General features: G+C 35.4%; 14 protein-coding genes. 13 read left to right on the top strand and 1 reads right to left on the bottom strand.

All coding sequences use genetic code 11. From position 1 onward, the window contains the following. Positions 1-411 precede the first annotated feature (411 nt). The 9 genes from FFM61_RS07005 (at position 412) to FFM61_RS06970 (ending at position 10,710) form a co-directional block, all read left to right on the top strand. Complete coding sequence (locus FFM61_RS07005; protein ID WP_074427896.1) at positions 412-921, top strand: DoxX family membrane protein; 510 nt, start codon at positions 412-414, stop codon at positions 919-921. A gap of 263 nt (positions 922-1,184) precedes the next feature. After that, complete coding sequence (gene metG, locus FFM61_RS07000) at positions 1,185-3,188, top strand: methionine--tRNA ligase (RefSeq protein ID WP_074427895.1); 2,004 nt, start codon at positions 1,185-1,187, stop codon at positions 3,186-3,188. An 89-nt stretch (positions 3,189-3,277) separates the two neighbouring features. Continuing rightward, positions 3,278-5,224, top strand: a complete 1,947-nt coding sequence (locus FFM61_RS06995; protein WP_074427894.1) for a cation:proton antiporter — start codon at positions 3,278-3,280, stop codon at positions 5,222-5,224. A gap of 265 nt (positions 5,225-5,489) precedes the next feature. Further along, a complete protein-coding gene (locus FFM61_RS06990) occupies positions 5,490-6,302 on the top strand; it encodes a TatD family hydrolase (RefSeq protein WP_074427893.1) in 813 nt (270 codons plus the stop codon). Beyond that, a complete protein-coding gene (rnmV, locus tag FFM61_RS06985; protein ID WP_074427899.1) occupies positions 6,302-6,862 on the top strand; it encodes a ribonuclease M5 in 561 nt (186 codons plus the stop codon). The genes FFM61_RS06990 and rnmV overlap by 1 nt, the downstream gene beginning before the upstream one ends. Then, the gene (gene rsmA / locus FFM61_RS06980) at positions 6,859-7,755 is read left to right on the top strand and encodes a 16S rRNA (adenine(1518)-N(6)/adenine(1519)-N(6))-dimethyltransferase RsmA (protein WP_074427892.1); all 897 of its coding nucleotides are present in this window, start codon (positions 6,859-6,861) and stop codon (positions 7,753-7,755) included. The genes rnmV and rsmA overlap by 4 nt, the downstream gene beginning before the upstream one ends. Before the next feature lie 50 nt (positions 7,756-7,805). Continuing rightward, positions 7,806-9,170, top strand: coding sequence for a hemolysin family protein (locus FFM61_RS06975; protein WP_074427891.1), 1,365 nt, complete (start codon positions 7,806-7,808; stop codon positions 9,168-9,170). 197 nt (positions 9,171-9,367) lie between these two features. Then, the gene (locus tag FFM61_RS09235; protein WP_306452598.1) at positions 9,368-9,712 is read left to right on the top strand and encodes a CNNM domain-containing protein; all 345 of its coding nucleotides are present in this window, start codon (positions 9,368-9,370) and stop codon (positions 9,710-9,712) included. 5 nt (positions 9,713-9,717) lie between these two features. Beyond that, a complete protein-coding gene (locus tag FFM61_RS06970) occupies positions 9,718-10,710 on the top strand; it encodes a hemolysin family protein (protein WP_342353937.1) in 993 nt (330 codons plus the stop codon). A 61-nt stretch (positions 10,711-10,771) separates the two neighbouring features. Here FFM61_RS06970 and FFM61_RS06965 read toward each other — a convergent pair whose 3' ends face one another. Continuing rightward, the gene (locus FFM61_RS06965; RefSeq protein ID WP_240005990.1) at positions 10,772-11,020 is read right to left on the bottom strand and encodes a Veg family protein; all 249 of its coding nucleotides are present in this window, start codon (positions 11,018-11,020) and stop codon (positions 10,772-10,774) included. A gap of 232 nt (positions 11,021-11,252) precedes the next feature. Here FFM61_RS06965 and FFM61_RS06960 point away from each other — a divergent pair, with 232 nt between their 5' ends. The 4 genes from FFM61_RS06960 (at position 11,253) to FFM61_RS06945 (ending at position 18,055) form a co-directional block, all read left to right on the top strand. Beyond that, positions 11,253-11,726, top strand: coding sequence for a deaminase (locus FFM61_RS06960; RefSeq protein ID WP_074427889.1), 474 nt, complete (start codon positions 11,253-11,255; stop codon positions 11,724-11,726). 22 nt (positions 11,727-11,748) lie between these two features. Next, a complete protein-coding gene (locus tag FFM61_RS06955; protein ID WP_074427888.1) occupies positions 11,749-12,705 on the top strand; it encodes a thymidylate synthase in 957 nt (318 codons plus the stop codon). Positions 12,706-12,883: 178 nt separating this feature from the next. Next, positions 12,884-14,068, top strand: a complete 1,185-nt coding sequence (locus FFM61_RS06950) for an LCP family protein (RefSeq protein WP_137604617.1) — start codon at positions 12,884-12,886, stop codon at positions 14,066-14,068. 612 nt (positions 14,069-14,680) lie between these two features. After that, positions 14,681-18,055, top strand: coding sequence for a DUF1542 domain-containing protein (locus tag FFM61_RS06945; RefSeq protein WP_074427887.1), 3,375 nt, complete (start codon positions 14,681-14,683; stop codon positions 18,053-18,055). The last annotated feature ends 10 nt before the right edge of the window (positions 18,056-18,065 follow it).

Here is an 18,065-nt window from a genome sequence, read left to right as displayed (position 1 = left end):
GTTAAGCTCAGTAGCGCCAAAAGTAGTTGGAGGATCGCCTCCTGCGAGGATAGGACGTCGCGATGCAAAGTAAAAAGAGCTCACAGTAAAATGTGAGCTCTTTTTTTGTGTATTAAAGATAAAATCAAAATAGATATAATTTATGGCAAACAGCATTATGACGTAACAATAGTTATATTTTTAAGTATTAAATAAAGCCAATATAGTTGGTGAGTCTTAAGTAATTAATGTATAAATAAACTATTTATCTGAATGGAATAACGAACTTTTTGATTTAAACAATATTATTATATGATATTATATTTAAAAAACTAGATATTTTAATAGTTAATCATCAAAAATATATAAGGTTATTTTAAGTAAGTTATTTTAAAGTAAAACCAATTCAGGTAAGGTTAAGGAGGAAATTTTATGGTTAATTGGTTAAGAAATAGTAAGAGTAGTATGGTGGTGCTGACGTTAATTAGACTATATGTGGGATATGTCTGGCTAACGAGTGGTTGGAGTAAAATTGCTTCTGGTAGTTTTACGTCAGAAGCAATGGTGCAACAGGCAATTAAATCACCAGTGACTGGTGCAACAGGTGCACCAGCATATGATTGGTATACGAAGTTCTTAGAAAATATTGTGCAACCTAATTTAGGGATTTTTGATTTTATTGTGCAATATGGTGAATTATTGATTGGTTTGGGATTGATTTTCGGAACTTTAACAACATTAGCCACATTCTTTGGTTTAGGGTTAAATTTCACTTATTTATTAGCAGGAATGATTTCAATAAATCCTATTCTAATTATTTTAGGAACTTTGTTACTAGTAGCAGGGCTTAATGCTGGTAAAATTGGTGGAGATCGTTGGGTTATCCCATTTATCCGTGAAAAGATGCCATTTATGTCAAAAAATAAAAGAAATATTGTATAGTAGTCGCTAAATAGGTGTCTGTTATACGCTTACTAGTCGTCAATCTCCCTATTACTTAATAGGATGGATTGACGACTTTTAATATTTCATTAAAAAGCTGACTATGTTTGGCTCGTTACCACCACGTCAGTATAAACAACTTAAATTTTAATATTATCTGACAGGAGTTATTAAATCTTTGCTATAATTGATGTAATGGGCGTTAAATTAATGTAGCTAAAAATAACATCTTACTCATTTGTAAGATGGGAGGTAAAATGAGAATGGCAGAAGAAAAGAAAAGTTTCTATATTACAACACCAATTTATTATCCATCTGGTAAGTTGCACATTGGTAATACGTATACGACAGTATTAGCTGATGCAGCGGCTCGTTACCACCGACTATTAAATGAGGATGTATATTTTCTAACAGGTACAGATGAACACGGACTAAAAATTGAGCAGAAAGCTGAAAAATTAAACATTTCACCAAAAGAATATGTTGATCAAATGGCTGCAGATATTAAAGCATTATGGTCTGAATTAGCTATCAGTAACGATGGCTTTGTTCGTACCACTGATGATTATCATGAAAAAGCAGTCCAAAAGATTTTTCAAAAGTTTTTGGATCAAGGGGATATCTATAAAGGTCAATATGAAGGTTGGTATTCAGTTGATGATGAAGAATATTTCACTGAATCTCAATTAGCAGAAGTTTACCGTGATGACCAAGGTAATGTTACTGGTGGTAAAGCTCCTTCAGGCCACGAAGTAGAACTTGTTCAAGAGGAATCATATTTCTTTAAGATGAGTAAGTATGCTGACTGGTTGTTGGATTACTATAAAGCACACCCTAAGTTTATTCAACCAGCCACTCGCATGAATGAAATGATTAAGAACTTTATCGAACCAGGATTGGAAGATTTGGCTGTAACACGTACTGCCTTTAACTGGGGTGTACCGGTTGCATCAGATCCCGATCACGTTGTTTATGTATGGATCGATGCGTTATCAAACTATATTACCAATCTAGGTTACATGTCAGAAGACACAACCTTATTTGATAAATTCTGGCCAGCTAATGTGCATTTAGTTGGTAAAGAAATTGTCCGTTTCCACACAATTTATTGGCCTATTATGTTACACGCTTTGGGATTACCAATGCCTGAAACAATCGTTGGTCATGGTTGGTTAACAATGCGTGATGGTAAAATGTCTAAGTCAAAGGGTAACGTGGTGTATCCAGATACGTTGGCTGAACGTTATGGTATTGATGCTGTGCGTTACTACTTGCTCCGCGCAATGCCATTTGGAAATGATGGTATTTTTACCCCTGAAGATTTTGTGTCAAAACTAAATTATGATTTGGCAAATGACTTGGGAAACTTGTTGAACCGTACAGTTGCCATGATTAATAAATATGAAGCTGGTATTATTCCAGAATTACATACTGGTTTAACTGACTTTGATCAAGATCTTGTTGAAACTGCACAAGAAGTGATTGTTAATTATAATGATAATATGCAAGCAATGCGGACTGCTGATGCTTTGGCAAATATCTGGCAATTGATTTCACGTGCTAATAAGTATATTGATGAAACGACGCCATGGACATTAGCTAAGGATGATACCCAAGCTGAGGTATTGGCATCAGTCATGGCTCACTTGGCAGCAGCTTTACGCGTCGTTGCGATCCTATTACAACCTATTTTGACAAAAGCACCACAAAGTATTTTCAATCAATTAGGTTTGGATGATTCAAATACTAACATTGTTGGACTAAGCTTTGAAGATATGCCAACTGGTGGTCATGTTGTACCAAAAGGACAACCAATCTTCCCACGTGTTGATGTAGAAGCTGAAGTAGTTTATATTCGTGATAATATGACGGGTCAAGGTGGTAAACAAACACGCTCAATGGCAAAACCCACAGCACCAAAGACGATTACAACTAAAGATGAAATTGTTTTTGATGACTTTGAAAAGGTGGAATTGCGTGTTGCAGAAATTAAAGAAGTATCTGAAGTAGAAAATTCTAATAAATTATTACGTTTTAAATTAGATGATGGTTCTGCTGATGGTCGCACAATTTTGTCAGGTATTAAGAAGTTTTATCCAGAATACACAGCCTTAGTAGGTAAAAAGGTTGCTTATGTTGCTAACCTAAAGCCTCGTAAGATGATGGGAGAGCTTTCTGAAGGAATGCTACTTTCAGCTGAAAAAGATGGTAAGGTTACCTTATCAATCTTGCCAGCTGAAATTGAAGCAGGATCAGAACTAGGCTAATTAGTTATTAATTAAACACATGCATAAAGGATTGAGATGATCATCTCAATCCTTTATTTTTAAGCACTGTAAAAGGAGGGTACTATTAAATGATAATTTTTTATGCATTAGCTTATGTATGTATTGCGATTATTATTGCTAATTTTTTAACGCAAGCATTTCCAAAAATCCCACAAGCTTTGTGGCAAATTTTAGGCGGGATACTATTAGCTACTGTACCGGTTATTAATCATTATGTGATTATGTTAAATCCAGAATGGTTTATGATGCTAGTGATTGCCTCATTATTATTTTATGAAGGACAACGTACACAAGCTAGATTAATTTCCAAACATTTTAAATCAATTATTGAGTTAGCGGGTATTTTAGCGATTGTAACAGTCGTTATTTTAATGACTGTTGGACATGTTGCGATTGGGTGGGCGTTACCATTCTCGCTAGCACTAGCAGCAATCGTAACCCCAACTGATGCAACTGCTTTAGAATCAGTGACTAATGGGTTGGACATGCCTAAAGATATAAAACGTTCTTTGAGTTTAGAATCTTTGTTTAATGATGCGACCGGGTTGGTTATTTTAGAGCTAGCCATTTTATGGATGAATACGGGAACATTTTCATTTGTACATGGATTTAGTGAGTTTTTGGTCGTAGCATTGGGTGGTGTGATTGCTGGTCTCATTGCTAGCTTTATTTTCATTTATACTCGTCAACATTTGCTGAAGGCCGAATTTGATGATACGGTTGCGCATGTTTTAATGTACTTTTTGGCCCCAATTGCCGTTTTTGGTATTGCAGAACATGTTTTAGGCGTTTCTGGTATTATTGCAGTTGTTGTCATGGGCGTTATGTCTAATGTTGAACAACAACATACGCAATTTATGGATCCCAAACTCAATCATTTAGTGGGTCAATTGACCGATATTGTATCGCAAATTTTAAATGGTTTGGTATTCATTTTATTAGGGACCTCCCTAGTTAGTGTGGCAAAGGTTTATATTTTACAACCAGTTAGAACCTGGGTAGTATTAGTTGCTGTTGGTGTTTTATTGTATTTAGTGATGACATTATGTCGATATCTTGCAATTCGTTATAGTGATCGATTTGGTAATAAATCATACACGAAACGAGATGGCTTGGTATTTGCTATTGGTGGTGTTCATGGTGCCGTGACAATGTCGATGGCATTTTCATTACCGTTAACACTAAGTAATGGCGCAGCATTTACAGAACGTAATGATTTATTGTTAATTGCATCAACAGTTATTATTTTGAGTTTATTCGTGCCGGTTATCTTATTACCAAGGATTTTAAATCGATTAGCACCATTTTATGATGCAGATACGTACCAAAAAAATCATACAGAGATGGTCAATGCTGCGATGACGTACGTTAGTCATGCAGATGTTTCACAAACGATTAAGGCAACTGTCATGCAACAGTTAAAGAATCAATTGGGTTATGGTAATGAACGATTAAATGATGCCAGTCGTCAAAAAGCTTATCGGACATTGTATAAAGTAGCAGATCAAGCAATGGCACAAGCGATTGATGAAAATCAAATATCAGATGAAGCTTTGCAGCTGTATAATCGTATGCAATCATTACAAAATGGTTTTGGTAAATTTAGTAAACATAGACGCTATATTTGGCGAAAGTTAACAGCTAGAATAATTAAACAGCGAGTAGCTAATCACAAAGATAATGATCATAGTCATCAAAATAGTGTTGATGAAGTGATGACTATTATTAATGACGGTATGGCGACATATATGAATCAACTGCCAAAACAAGATATGAATGACAGAGATATGATTGCGCTGCGATACGCCTATTCGCATCAGCAAGCGATGTTACAGAATCAAAAAATTAATGCTGATGATGGGCAACAAATTTTCTTAAATGCATTACAAGAAGAATTGAATTATATTGAACAACAACGCATAAAAGGTGATGCAGATTCAGAATTATTAAAAGAGCTCTATGATGAGGTAATTAATTCACAGGCTATTTTATTAGCAAATATTAGTAGTGAGTAAGTAAAATTAGATGAAGTTGGCATAAAAATTTATTTATCTTATCTGGCAAAACAGCAAATCATCCTGTATTGACGATTTGCTGTTTTTAAAAACGTGCTAATAAGAGAAAAGCAATTTTAAAAATGAAATATTAAGGATGACATGTTATGCTTAATAGATGACTATATAAGTGTTTTTTGGCTTTTTTTGAATCATTTGCTAGAATGAAATGGATTAAAAACTACAAAAATTAAACCGTATAAAAATAATTAATCAAGGAGTAAAAATGGCGATTTATAAATCTGGGCAACGCCGTGCTGACGGCTATGATACCCATACACATCTAAATGATGATACTTTTTGGCATGATGTACCAGCTTATTTTGGTAGAGCAACTGAATTTAGCATTGTAGAAATGAATATTGTTGGTTATGATGCGCAATCTAACGAACGGGCTATTCAATTAGCTCATGAGTTTGAAGGTATGCATGCTGTTATTGGCTGGCAACCAGAAGATATTTTGGAAATGAATGATGAAAAATTAGCAGCTTTTCGTAAACAATTACAAGATGACACTGTTATTGGTGTTGGTGAGACAGGATTGGATTATTATTGGGATGATAATCCTTCAGCAGCTGAACAAAAAAAGGCTTTCATACAGCAATTGACACTGGCTCATGAATTTAATTTGCCTGTCACAGTACATACACGTAGCGCCATGGCAGATACTTATCAAGCGTTAAAAGATGCTCATGTTGAGGAATTTGGCGGAGTTATGCATTCCTTTACGGGCACACCAGAAGAAGCTAAGCAGTTTCTTGATTTGGGGATGTATATTTCATTCTCAGGAATTGCAACGTTTAAGAATGCAAAGGATGTGCAAGAAACGCTTAAGTCAGTACCGCTAGATCGGTTATTAGTCGAAACGGACGCACCTTATTTGGCACCAACACCTATGCGTGGTAAGGCCAATGAACCAATGTACGTACATTATATTATCGATTATATTGCTGAACTATTGGGTAAAAGTTATGATGAAGTAGCTGAAATGACAACCAATAATGCACGTCGGTTATGGCATTTAGATCAAGCTAAATGATGAAAATTAAAGAAGTGATTGTCGTAGAAGGACGTGCGGACACTGAAGCACTACGACACGCAGTTAATGCAGATACCATTGAAACGAATGGGTCAGCACTTAGTGAACAAACGATAGCTGCTATTAAACAGGCTGCAGCCAATCGTGGTGTGATTGTTTTTACTGACCCTGATTTTAATGGTGAACGATTAAGAAAAATTATCAGTAGTGTGGTACCCGATGCAAAACATGCTTTTTTGACTAAAGACGAAGCTGGTCGACAGATTAAACATCATAGTTTAGGCATTGAATATGCGACACCTGTAGTACTGCAAACTGCGTTACAGGCAGTTTATACACCAAAAACAACAGCAATAACAACGGACATTACTATGGCAGACCTACGTCGATTAGGGTTAGTTGCTGGCCAGGATGCAGCCAAACGCCGTGAATATATTTCTGAAGCAATGAATTTAGGATATGTGAACGGTAAACAATTGATGAATCGTTTGATAATGTTTGGTATTAAAAAGCAAAATTTATTAACGGTTTTAGATGAATTAGATGAGGAAAAAGAATGACAGATGTGCCAGATATTGCGACGCCAATGCGCACGCAAGCCATTATGAATAGTTTTGGCATTAATACGAAAAAATCTTTGGGTCAAAATTTTTTGACTGATATTAATATATTGAAAAACATTGTTGCAGCTGGGGAAGTGAAAGATACGGATAATGTTATTGAAATCGGACCGGGTATAGGTGCTCTAACAGAGCAATTGGCCCGATCAGCAAAAGAAGTATTAGCATTTGAAATTGACGACCGTTTGATACCAGTTTTAGATCATACGATGGCACCTTACGATAATGTAATGATTGTTAATCAAGATATTTTAAAGGTTAATTTGGAATCTGAAATTAAAGCGCATTTTAGTGATCCGGATGCTCCCTTGAAGCTAGTTGCTAATTTACCATATTACATTACCACACCTATCTTAATGCAAGTGCTTCAGTCAGATGTGAAATTTGATAATATTGTGGTTATGATGCAAAAAGAAGTTGCGAGTCGCTTATCAGCTGAAGTTGGAACCAAGGATTATGGGTCACTAACGTTAGCTGTGCAGTATCGAATGAATGCGACGTTGGCTTTTACAGTTTCAAGAACGGCATTTGTACCAAATCCAAATGTGGATTCAGCAATTATTTCATTAACCCCACGTGAACCATTGCAGGTATTACCACACAATGAACAACAATTATTTAACTTGTTTAAAGTTGGTTTTACAATGAGACGTAAAACATTATGGAATAATTTGATTACAGCATTTGGTAAAGATGATGCGATGAAAGAAAAACTTACTGCTGCTTTAGAAAATGTGGCGATTGATCCACGTATTCGAGCTGAAAAGTTATCATTAGAAGAGTTTATTAATTTACATAATTCACTAGTAAAATATAATGTATACAGTAAGTAACGAAATTTGCTATAATTGTATCTAGAACTAATTTTGAAAGAAGGTATGTCATGGATTCCGGTCCGTCTATTATCACTAATTTGGTGATTATTATTATTATTTTATTGCTAGCTATTCTGTTTACTTTAACAGAGTATTCATTGGTTAAAGTACGTCCAAGTTCATTGCGTGCGATGCAAGAGGCTCGTGAAAAGCCGTCTGCTAAAGTAGGGCATGCATTGCACATGTTGGATCATTTATCAGAATATCTATCAACTGCACAAGTTGGTATTACACTAACCTCTTTGATTTTAGGTTGGTTAGGTGAAGATTTTATTGCAACATTAATTATTAATGCTGAAATTTTGCCACCTGCAATTGCACATAGTGTATCATCGATTGCGGCTATCTTGATCTTTACATTTATCCACGCTGTGTTTACTGATTTGGTACCAAAGAATATTGCGATTGATCAACCAGTTAAAATGTTGTTGGCCATTGTTAGGCCGGTAATGTTTTTCCACGTTGTTTTATTCCCGTTAATTTGGTTGTTTGATCGTGCAGCTGCATTCTTTACCAAAATGCTAGGTTTCAATGCACATCCAGATGAAGATATTTATTCAGAGGCTGAAATTTTATCTTTGTCAAAGGATGCTGCAGATGCGGGTGAATTGGATGAGGAAGATTTAACATTCATGAAACGTGCTTTTGCAATGAATGATAAAGAAGCTTTGGATATCATGATTGATCGTACACAATTAACCGTTGTGGATGTGACGGAAACAATTTCTGATGCCTTAAATGTATATTTGGAAGAGAAGTTTTCACGAATTCCAGTTGTTGCAGATAATGATAAAGATAAGATTTTAGGATATGTCTTTTCATATGATTTGGTGCGTCAGGGACGAATTAGTCCAGATGCGCCAATTAGAACAGTCTTACGTAACTTGCCAGTTGTTTCTGAAACACAACCAATTACAGAAGTGCTACAAGAGATGATTGAACATCGTGCCCCAATTGTTGTTGTTAAAGACGAATTTGGTGGTACATCAGGCATTGTGACGGATAAAGATATCTATGAGGAACTGTTTGGTTCTGTTCGTGATGAAATTGATGATGTGGCTGATGATATGGTCGAAAAGATGGGATCAGATGATGCAGGAAATATGCATTATCGTGTATCCGGGAAAATGACGCTGTATGATTTTGAACGATTCTTCAAGACGGAAATTAAATCTTTTGAAAAATCAGAAAAGGTAACTTTAACTGGTTATGTGTTGGATGAACATCCAGATTTCCATGTTGGCCAAGCAATTCGTATTGTTAATTTTGAAATTACCGCACTTGATTTTAAGGATGCATACATTGAAAAATTCGAAGTTGTTGCATTCCCAGAATCAGAGATTGATATAACAGATGACGATGAAAAATATTAAGGATTAATGATTGATGTTTTTTGATAAAAACAAAAAACGCTACTAAATTCTATTTGGAGAATTTAGTAGCGTTTTTATCAACTATCCTAAATGAATAACAGATTTAACAAGCGATATAACCTGTTATCAACACATATGATAAAGTTTGATATAATATGAATAATCAGTACCATTATATTTGAAAGTAGGGAATTAATTTGAGTGAAGGAAGATTTATCATATCAATTATTGTGATAATCTTGGTGTTAATATTTGCAGCGTTGTGTGTCTCTGCTGAATTTGCCTTAGTGAAGGTTAGAAAAAGTGCATTAGTAGAACTTCAAGAAGCACGTGAACGACCATCGCGCAAGATTGCAACAACGATTCACATGGTTGATAATTTAAATGAATATTTATCAACAACCCAAGTTGGAATTACAGTGACTGGTTTGTTATTAGGTTGGATGGGTGAAGAAACAATTGCTCACTTATTATTAGCTGGTGGTTTCTTGAAGGAAATGACGGGCCTACCTCGGCGGCCATTGCATCAGTTATTGCATTGATATTGTTGACTTATATTGAGGTTATCCTAACGGAGTTGGTCCCTAAAAATATATCAATTGAATTCCCTGTTAAGGTGGCTTTGTTCGTCTCAGGACCATTGCGTCTGTTCCATGTGTTGTTTTATCCTTTTGTGTGGTTACTTAATAAATCTGCAACTGGATTTACGCACTTACTAGGGCTACGCACAGCATCTGAAGATAATGAGGTTTACTCAGAAGCAGAAATTTTGAGCTTATCACGTAATGCAGCTCGCTTAGGTCAATTGCAAAATGAAGATTATGTCTTTATGGAACGTGCATTCGAAATGAATGACAAGGTTGCTAATGACATTATGATTGATCGTACGCAATTGTTTGTGGTTGATGTTAGAAGTAATGTTGCTGATGCATTGCATGCTTATTTTGAAACGAAGCATTCGCGTTTTCCAGTAGTTGCTGATGGTGATAAGGATAAAATTTTGGGATACGTGTTTAATTATGATATTATGCGTCAAGCAGAAGTTGATCGTACGGTTCCGGTACGAAAAATTATTCGTAATATGCCAACGGTACCTGAAAATATGCCTATCCAGGATGTTTTAAAGTTGATGATTTCAAAGCGGACACCGATGATTGTTGTAAAAGATGAGTATGGTGGTACATCTGGTATCGTTACTGATAAAGATATCTATGAGGAACTATTCGGCTCAGTTCGTGATGAGGTTGATTGGGTAGTTGATGATTTGGTTGAAAAATTAGGAACAGATGATCAACAACAAATGCATTATAAAATTTCTGGCAAAATGACGGTTTATGATTTTGAACGCTATTTCAAGACAGACATTAAAGAATTTGATAAATCAGATATGGTCACATTAACCGGATTTATTTTGGAGCAATTCCCAGATATTAAAGGCAGTGAAACGGTTGAATTGGCAGACTTTGCAATTAAGCCACTGGATTTTAAGGATGCTTATATTAATGAATTTGAAGTTGTGCGATTAAACAAATCAGAATAAAATAATAAAAAACGTCAGGTATAATGACTTGAAATCATTATACCTGACGTTTTTTGGTTGCCTAATCAAAAGATATTTCAATGTTTTCTGTTAAAAGATCGGTGTAACTAAATGATGCACGATCAAATTCGTGACCATCTTGTTCTAAATCAAGGACGAAAACAGAACGGAAGGTGTTTCGTACGATTGCTTGGTGTTTAATGGTGCGGTGACGGCTTTCATGGGTAGTCAAAGTGACTTGTTTACCGATGTGTTCATCTAATTGTTGCTTAATTTCTGCTAATGCTGCAGGCATAAGAACTCCTCTCATGGGGCACCCCCATAGCCAGCGACAAATGGAATCGCTGCATAAATCTATTATCTAAATAAAGATAAAATTAGTTAATTTTAATTATATCATAATTTATTTTTTAAATCAATTATATATTTCGCCGTGACTGTAATAAAATGTTTTATAAGTTGTAAAATATAAACTCTTTTATTTAATTGCAATCCTTGCTAATATTAGGAACAACAAATACAGATAATGAAGGGGCAAGATAATGAATGATGAACGGATTACTTGGGAAAAGTATTTTATGCTACAGGCAATTATGTTGGCCGCACGTAGTACTTGCACACGATTGCATGTTGGTGCAGTTGTGGTAAAAGATGGCCGCATCATTGCTAGTGGTTATAATGGATCCGTATCTGGCACACCACATTGTACCGAGGTGGGTGATTTGCTTGTGGATGGACATTGTATCCGTGCTGTACACGCTGAGCAGAATGCTTTGATGCAATTGGCAAAGATGGGTATTAGTGCTGATGGTTCCCAAGTTTTTGTAACTGATTTTCCTTGTGTACATTGTACAAAATTGTTATTGCAAGCAGGGGTAACTAAAATTAATTATTTACGTAACTATCGTAATGATGATTTTGTAACAGAATTATTGGATGCAAAAAAGGTCACAATTGCGCAAGTAAAAGTGGATGGCACAGATTTAGATAAAATTGATTTTGAGGCTTATTTATAGAAAGGCTAGTAAGGTACTCATTATGAGTGAAAATGAACAAGGTTACTTAGATTTAGCACAAGATATATTGGATAATGGTGCTGTTAAAAATGATCGCACTGGTACAGGAACAAAATCTGTCTTCGGGCGTCAATTACGCTTTAATATGAGTGAAGGTTTTCCGTTATTAACTACTAAACGGGTACCATTTGGTTTAATTAAAAGTGAGTTATTGTGGTTTCTTAAAGGAGATACCAACATCCGTTTTTTGTTAGAACATAAAAATCATATTTGGGATGAATGGGCTTTTAAAAATTGGGTAACATCATCTGATTATGATGGACCAGATATGACTGATTTTGGACGTCGCTCATTGATTGATGAGGATTTTAAAAGTCAATATGATGAGCAACATGCTATATTTGTTGAACGTATCTTAAATGATGATGTATTTGCAGAAAAATATGGTGAATTGGGTGATGTATATGGTGCACAATGGCGGCACTGGCGTCGCGTGCAGGGTGGTTTTATAGATCAAATTCATGATGTAATAGAACAAATCAAGCACAACCCGGACTCACGTCGTTTAATTGTTTCTGCATGGAATCCTGAGGATGTGCCAACGCAGGCTTTGCCACCTTGCCACACTTTATTCCAGTTTTATGTGGCCGATGGTAAATTAAGTTTACAACTTTATCAACGTTCGGCAGATGTGTTCTTAGGCGTGCCGTTTAATATTGCTTCATATGCCTTACTATTACATATGGTTGCAGCACAAACGGGATTAGAGCCAGGAGAATTTGTACATACTTTTGGGGATACACACATTTATTCAAACCACATTGAGCAAATTCAAAAACAATTACAACGTGACATGAAGGCATTACCAACGATTACTTTAAATCCCGATGTAAATGATATTGCAGAGTATACAATGTCTGATATTAAGTTGAATGGGTATGAACCTCATCCAAGTATTAAGGCGCCAGTAGCTGTTTAATATTTATAATGGTGTCAGATAATAGTTAATGATATATTGCTAGATTAAAAAATATGGTAATATGGTAGGGTTGCTATAAGTTTTTTAAAAGGAACTTTTTATAAACTTACTAAGTATTTTTTCTTGCACAAAATATGAAATATATCATTAATTTTTATAGTTTAGAGAGGAGATGCTCATGGATAATGAGCCGAAAACTCGATTAGATCGACGCCAGGCTGAAGATGAATTAAAAAGGCGTAAAAAGCGTGAAGGTGGCCCGCGTGATAAAAAATTTCAATTAAATGGGAAGCCTCCACGTAAACGTAGAATTCGTGGCGCTATTTTATTTGTGATTGCTGTGATTGTCCTGATTGTGGGGATGTTGTTTGGCGTTGCTTATAACAAGACTAAAAATGCCGTTGAGGGTTCATATCAAGAGACCGGGCTAACTAAAGAACGTAATGTTTCTAAGGTTATCAAACAAGGTAAGCCATTTTCAATTTTGCTATTGGGAACTGATACAGGGGAATTAGATCGAAATTATAAAGGTCGAACGGATTCTTTAATGTTAGTCACGGTTAATCCAGATAAAGAAAAAGTAACGATTATGTCTTTGCCACGTGACTCGGTTATTGCGCCAGTTGGCTATGAAGAAGAATTTCCACAAAAGTTGAATTCGGCATATGAATACGGATCTGCCAAGACAACGATTCAAACAATTCAAAAATGGCTAAATGTGCCAATTGATTATTATGCACTGGTTAATATGGGTGGATTAGAAAAGGTTATCGATCAAATGGGTGGTATTAAAGTTAAGTCACCACTAACATTTGGATATAATCCTTATACTGCTCATAATGACGGAGATTATATTTATAACTTTACTAAGGGATCATCGACGTTTACCTTTAATACGAAAGGTCAAATAAAGACCTATAAAAAAATGGATGGTCAGGCAGCTCTAGCATTTTCACGTATGCGTTATGATGATCCACAAGGTGATTATGGTCGTCAAAAACGTCAACGGATGGTATTACAGACGATTGTTAATGATGCTAAGAGTAATCCAACTAAACTAATTAATCAAAAGTTTTTGAATACATTGTCTGATTCGACACAAACTGATTTAACTTTTGGTGATATGTTAACCGTTGCATCGCATTATCTTAGTGCTGCAAAAACAATTAAGCAAGATAATGCACAAGGAACTGAAGTTAATCTAACGTCGGGTTCATCTGAGTTAATTTCACAAGATGAAAAACAACGTGTCACGAATGTTTTACGTAAGTCATTAGGACTAAAACATAAAAAAACTGGTACACTGTATGGTGGTAAAGTTTCTAATGCGACACTAGTAATGAATGGATTGCCGACTTCGTAATCTGTAACAGAAGAAGTGCCTGCCACTACGGATAGTGTATATGGTACTGTTACAGATACGTACACAGGTTATTAGGATAATATTTAAATTTTGAAAATAAGTTAAGTGCTTTTTATAGGTGATGTACTTTTTATTGATAGTAAATGTCAAAAAACTATAAAATGATAAAGCGACAAACATTTAGATAATGTTTGTCGCTTTTTTGTGTGAAACACGAACGAAAAAGCAAAAAATTTAATTTTTAAAAGATTCAAATACTGTGAAAAAAATTATAGCAGGTTCTATTTGTCACATGAATATTTAAAAAGTATATATAATTAATTTTATTTATAAAATTAATACTGGTTCATTCGATTAAACGTTAAAAATGATTTAATAGACATTTTTTTAAATTGTTTTTGATATAAAAATGATTGTTTATAAAAATGATGGTTTTTATAGATTTACGTTTATTTGATTCAGTTCATATTGTGTAATTGTACTGTTAATCACTAACTTCATACCTTTACATTATTTTATTTAGATTTTTAATATATCATATATCTTTAAATTGTATGATATTATTAATGTGTAAAAGTTGTGTCACCTTCCGTATGGGGAAAAGAGGATAATATGAAGCGTGTCGTAAAAGTACAATTAGATGTTCGTTCACATTACAAGTCATATAAAATCGGTAAAATGTGGGTTACTGCTTTAGCAGGAATGACAATCGGGACAATGGGGTTTTTGGGGAATGTTAACGCTGATCAAGTAACACCAGTACAACAAAGTGCAAGCATACAAGTTAATGATAATGATATTGATAGCTCTCCTGAGTTAGAAAATTCGACTGAAATGACGAGCCAAGCGAGTGATATAGTAACAACAGATTCATCATCAGATGAACAAGTATCGACTTCAGTTAACAGTGAAACTGCCAGTTCTACAGTAAGTAGCGAAGTGACAGTAGTTGATAATAAAACTGACAAAACAGATGTTGTAACCGAGCAATCACCAATTACGTCTGAGGTATCTGACATACAAACGTCATCATCAATAGTAGATTCAGAAGCAACAATAGAAAAAATTCAAGAAGAAACAGTATCAACATCTGCAGTGACGGCTGCCACAGTAGATACAACACAGACTGAACAAGACCTAACTAATCAGACTATAACCGAAACACCTGTTTCAAATGAGGTTAATGTAAGCGCTGACAAAGGTGAGGGAGTTGAACAAACAACAAAAGATAATACTGAGCAAGTTAAACAACCAGTAGTCGCTGACGCTAGTGTTAATGAATCCGTACCGACTGTGGAAAATAAAGCGGGTGATGAACTACCAGAAGGTTCAGTAGTCGTTAATACAGCCGAAGAATTTGTTAACGCCATTGCAACTGGGACATCTTCAGATATTTATGTTGATTCAGATATTGATTTAGCAGGTTATAAAAATGGGTTATTGAATTTGCCAACGATAAGTGTGACAAGTCATCGTGATATGACAGTTCAATCTACAAGTGAGCAACGTCATAAAATTGACTTCAATAAATTTACGTTTGATATGGCAACAATTTTAGTGCCGACAAATCGTATTTATTTAAAGAATTTGGATCTATTAGGCACTAATACAAGTGGTATTTTCAGTAAAGCCGATAGTTATGCAGTAGAAGATGTTACTTATCAGGGCGGCACGTTTATCTCAACGAATAATCGTGTTGATATCTTAGGGACTGTCACTGTTGATACGACAGCTAATGGTTCTCCTGCTATTTCTGCTAATGAAATTAATTTTAAAGAGGGCAGCAATTTTACTGGAACTACTACTAATGGTGATGTTTTATATACCAATGTTGACATTACAAATATTACTAACGATCATAATGGTATTTTTTTGGGAGGCCAAGCAAACGTTTCATTGAATCCTCATGGGGATGGTAAATATGCTATTAACGCATCAGCAGCGGATGTTATTGTTAATGATGGTGCCGAATTACACATTAATCTAAATAGCATTGATAACGCGAAAACATCAGGGGTAATTCACTTACATGTGTTAATTGAATCAAAAATAAATGTTGAAAAAAATGCACTGTTAGATATTCAATCTAATGGTGTCCCATCTGTATCAGCAATTAATATTAGTCCAGATAATTTGTTGAATTTTAGTGGAAAAGGTCAAATAAACGTTGATAATGACGCAACATTTAATTATGTTGGTCAAGATATGGGCGACTTTGCAGGTAGTGTGTTCTATATTACCGGAGGGTCAACTTTCAATGTTAATCCGAATGCAACTTTCACTGCTAAAATTGATGGAACAGGTGCTGTTAAGCTAATCGATTTAGGTAGTGCTATTAGTAAAGGATACTTTAATATCGTGCAACCTAAGCATTTCTTAATTGATCGTACGGCTAATACTAATGATCAAACGTCATTTATGACTAACGGTACTTTGAATTTTTCAAAAATTAAAGTAATGGATGATCAAGGTAATTATTCGGATTCACTTGATACAATGAATTTGAATTTTTCTCAATTCTTAGGTTTCTATGCATCAAATGCATCAGATGTAGTCGGTAAAACTGAAGCAGTTGAAACACAAATTAATAATCAATTCCAAAATAATACGAAAGGTATTTTGGATGTTATTCGTTCTGGTGAAGATGTTTTCCAAGAAAATGTGGCCTTAGATAAAAATAATCGACTAACTGCCAATATTTCAAATGTAATGGCTGATAGTGATGCATTTGTTCAAATTCAAATTAAACATGCTGATGGTTCAATCGATATATTGCCAGCCGTTAATACTGTTGATAGTCCTTATTGGCGTGATACAGATAAATATGGCCAATTAACAGATGAAAAGGGTGCGTTCAGTTTTGATTTAAGTAATGCTAATGTACAAAATGATGACACTATTATTATTAAGACCACTCGTGAGTTTGTTACAGATAATCAAGAATACTCTGTTGATCAATTACGTTTGGCACAGGTCCAATCAGATAATAAAAACGCATTATTAGCCTATGGCGAAGAACAAAAACAAGTTATTACAGATTTAGCAAATGTATCAGATGAGCAACGATTGGCAGCGCAAGCAGCGATTGATGCAGAAGTTGCAACAGGTATAGATGATATTGATAAGGCTACGACAACGGTTGAAGCTGATGCAGCATTTAATACTGGTACACATAATATTGATGGCATTGTTGTGGATGTTGTATTGGTAGATAGTAAATTATCAGCCAAAAAAAGCATTGATAATGCTGCGCAAACTGCGAAAAATGAACTAGTCAATAACGTTAATTTAACGGATGAAGAACGTACTGCAATTGAAACTGAGATTGATGCTGCTGTTACGACTGCGAAAGATAATATTGATAGTGCAGTAACAACTGATGATGTTGATGTAGCACAAGTAACAGGCGAGACAGTTATTGCCGACATAGATAAAGCGGGGCATGTTAAAGCCGAAGCAAAAACGGCAATTGACAAAGTAGCTGAAGCAGCGAAGGCAGAAGTGGCTGGTAATGTTACGTTAACTGTTGAAGAAAAAGCAACAATCAATGCTGCAATCGATGAAGCAACGCAAACAGCCAAAGAAGCGATTACTAGTGCGACAACAGATGTTGAAGTGGCAGCAGCGCAAGTAGCAGGAGAAGCTGCAATTGACGCAGTAGACCAAATGGCAGTGACAAAACCAACGGCTGAAACTGCAATTGATAATGCAGCGGAAGTCGCAAAGGGCGAAGTAGCAGGAAATGCCAACTTAACAGTTGAAGAGCAGGCAACGGCGACTGCAGCCATTGATGAAGCGGCACAAGCAGCTAAAGAAGCGATTACTAGCGCAACAACGAATGATGAAGTAACAGCTGCACAAGTAGCAGGAGAAGCTGCAATAGGTGGAGTAGACCAAGTAGCAGTAGTCAAGCCAACAGCTGAAGGTGCAATTGATAGTGCAGCGGAAGCCGCAAAGGGCGAAGTAGCGAAGAACACCAACACTTAACCGCTGAAGA

The sequence above is a fragment of the Weissella hellenica genome (genome assembly GCF_005405545.1).
Classification (GTDB): Bacteria; Bacillota; Bacilli; order Lactobacillales; family Lactobacillaceae; genus Weissella; species Weissella hellenica.
This window is presented reverse-complemented; position numbering and strand designations above follow the sequence as displayed.

Excerpts from the sequence above, each read along its gene's own strand:
- FFM61_RS07005 (WP_074427896.1), top strand. The coding sequence starts at position 412 with ATGGTTAATTGGTTAAGAAATAGTAAGAGTAGTATGGTGGTGCTGACG.
- metG (WP_074427895.1), top strand. The coding sequence starts at position 1,185 with ATGGCAGAAGAAAAGAAAAGTTTCTATATTACAACACCAATTTATTAT.
- FFM61_RS06995 (WP_074427894.1), top strand. The coding sequence starts at position 3,278 with ATGATAATTTTTTATGCATTAGCTTATGTATGTATTGCGATTATTATT.
- FFM61_RS06990 (WP_074427893.1), top strand. The coding sequence starts at position 5,490 with ATGGCGATTTATAAATCTGGGCAACGCCGTGCTGACGGCTATGATACC.
- rnmV (WP_074427899.1), top strand. The coding sequence starts at position 6,302 with ATGAAAATTAAAGAAGTGATTGTCGTAGAAGGACGTGCGGACACTGAA.
- rsmA (WP_074427892.1), top strand. The coding sequence starts at position 6,859 with ATGACAGATGTGCCAGATATTGCGACGCCAATGCGCACGCAAGCCATT.
- FFM61_RS06975 (WP_074427891.1), top strand. The coding sequence starts at position 7,806 with ATGGATTCCGGTCCGTCTATTATCACTAATTTGGTGATTATTATTATT.
- FFM61_RS06965 (WP_240005990.1), bottom strand. The coding sequence starts at position 11,020 with ATGAGAGGAGTTCTTATGCCTGCAGCATTAGCAGAAATTAAGCAACAA.
- FFM61_RS06960 (WP_074427889.1), top strand. The coding sequence starts at position 11,253 with ATGAATGATGAACGGATTACTTGGGAAAAGTATTTTATGCTACAGGCA.
- FFM61_RS06955 (WP_074427888.1), top strand. The coding sequence starts at position 11,749 with ATGAGTGAAAATGAACAAGGTTACTTAGATTTAGCACAAGATATATTG.
- FFM61_RS06950 (WP_137604617.1), top strand. The coding sequence starts at position 12,884 with ATGGATAATGAGCCGAAAACTCGATTAGATCGACGCCAGGCTGAAGAT.
- FFM61_RS06945 (WP_074427887.1), top strand. The coding sequence starts at position 14,681 with ATGAAGCGTGTCGTAAAAGTACAATTAGATGTTCGTTCACATTACAAG.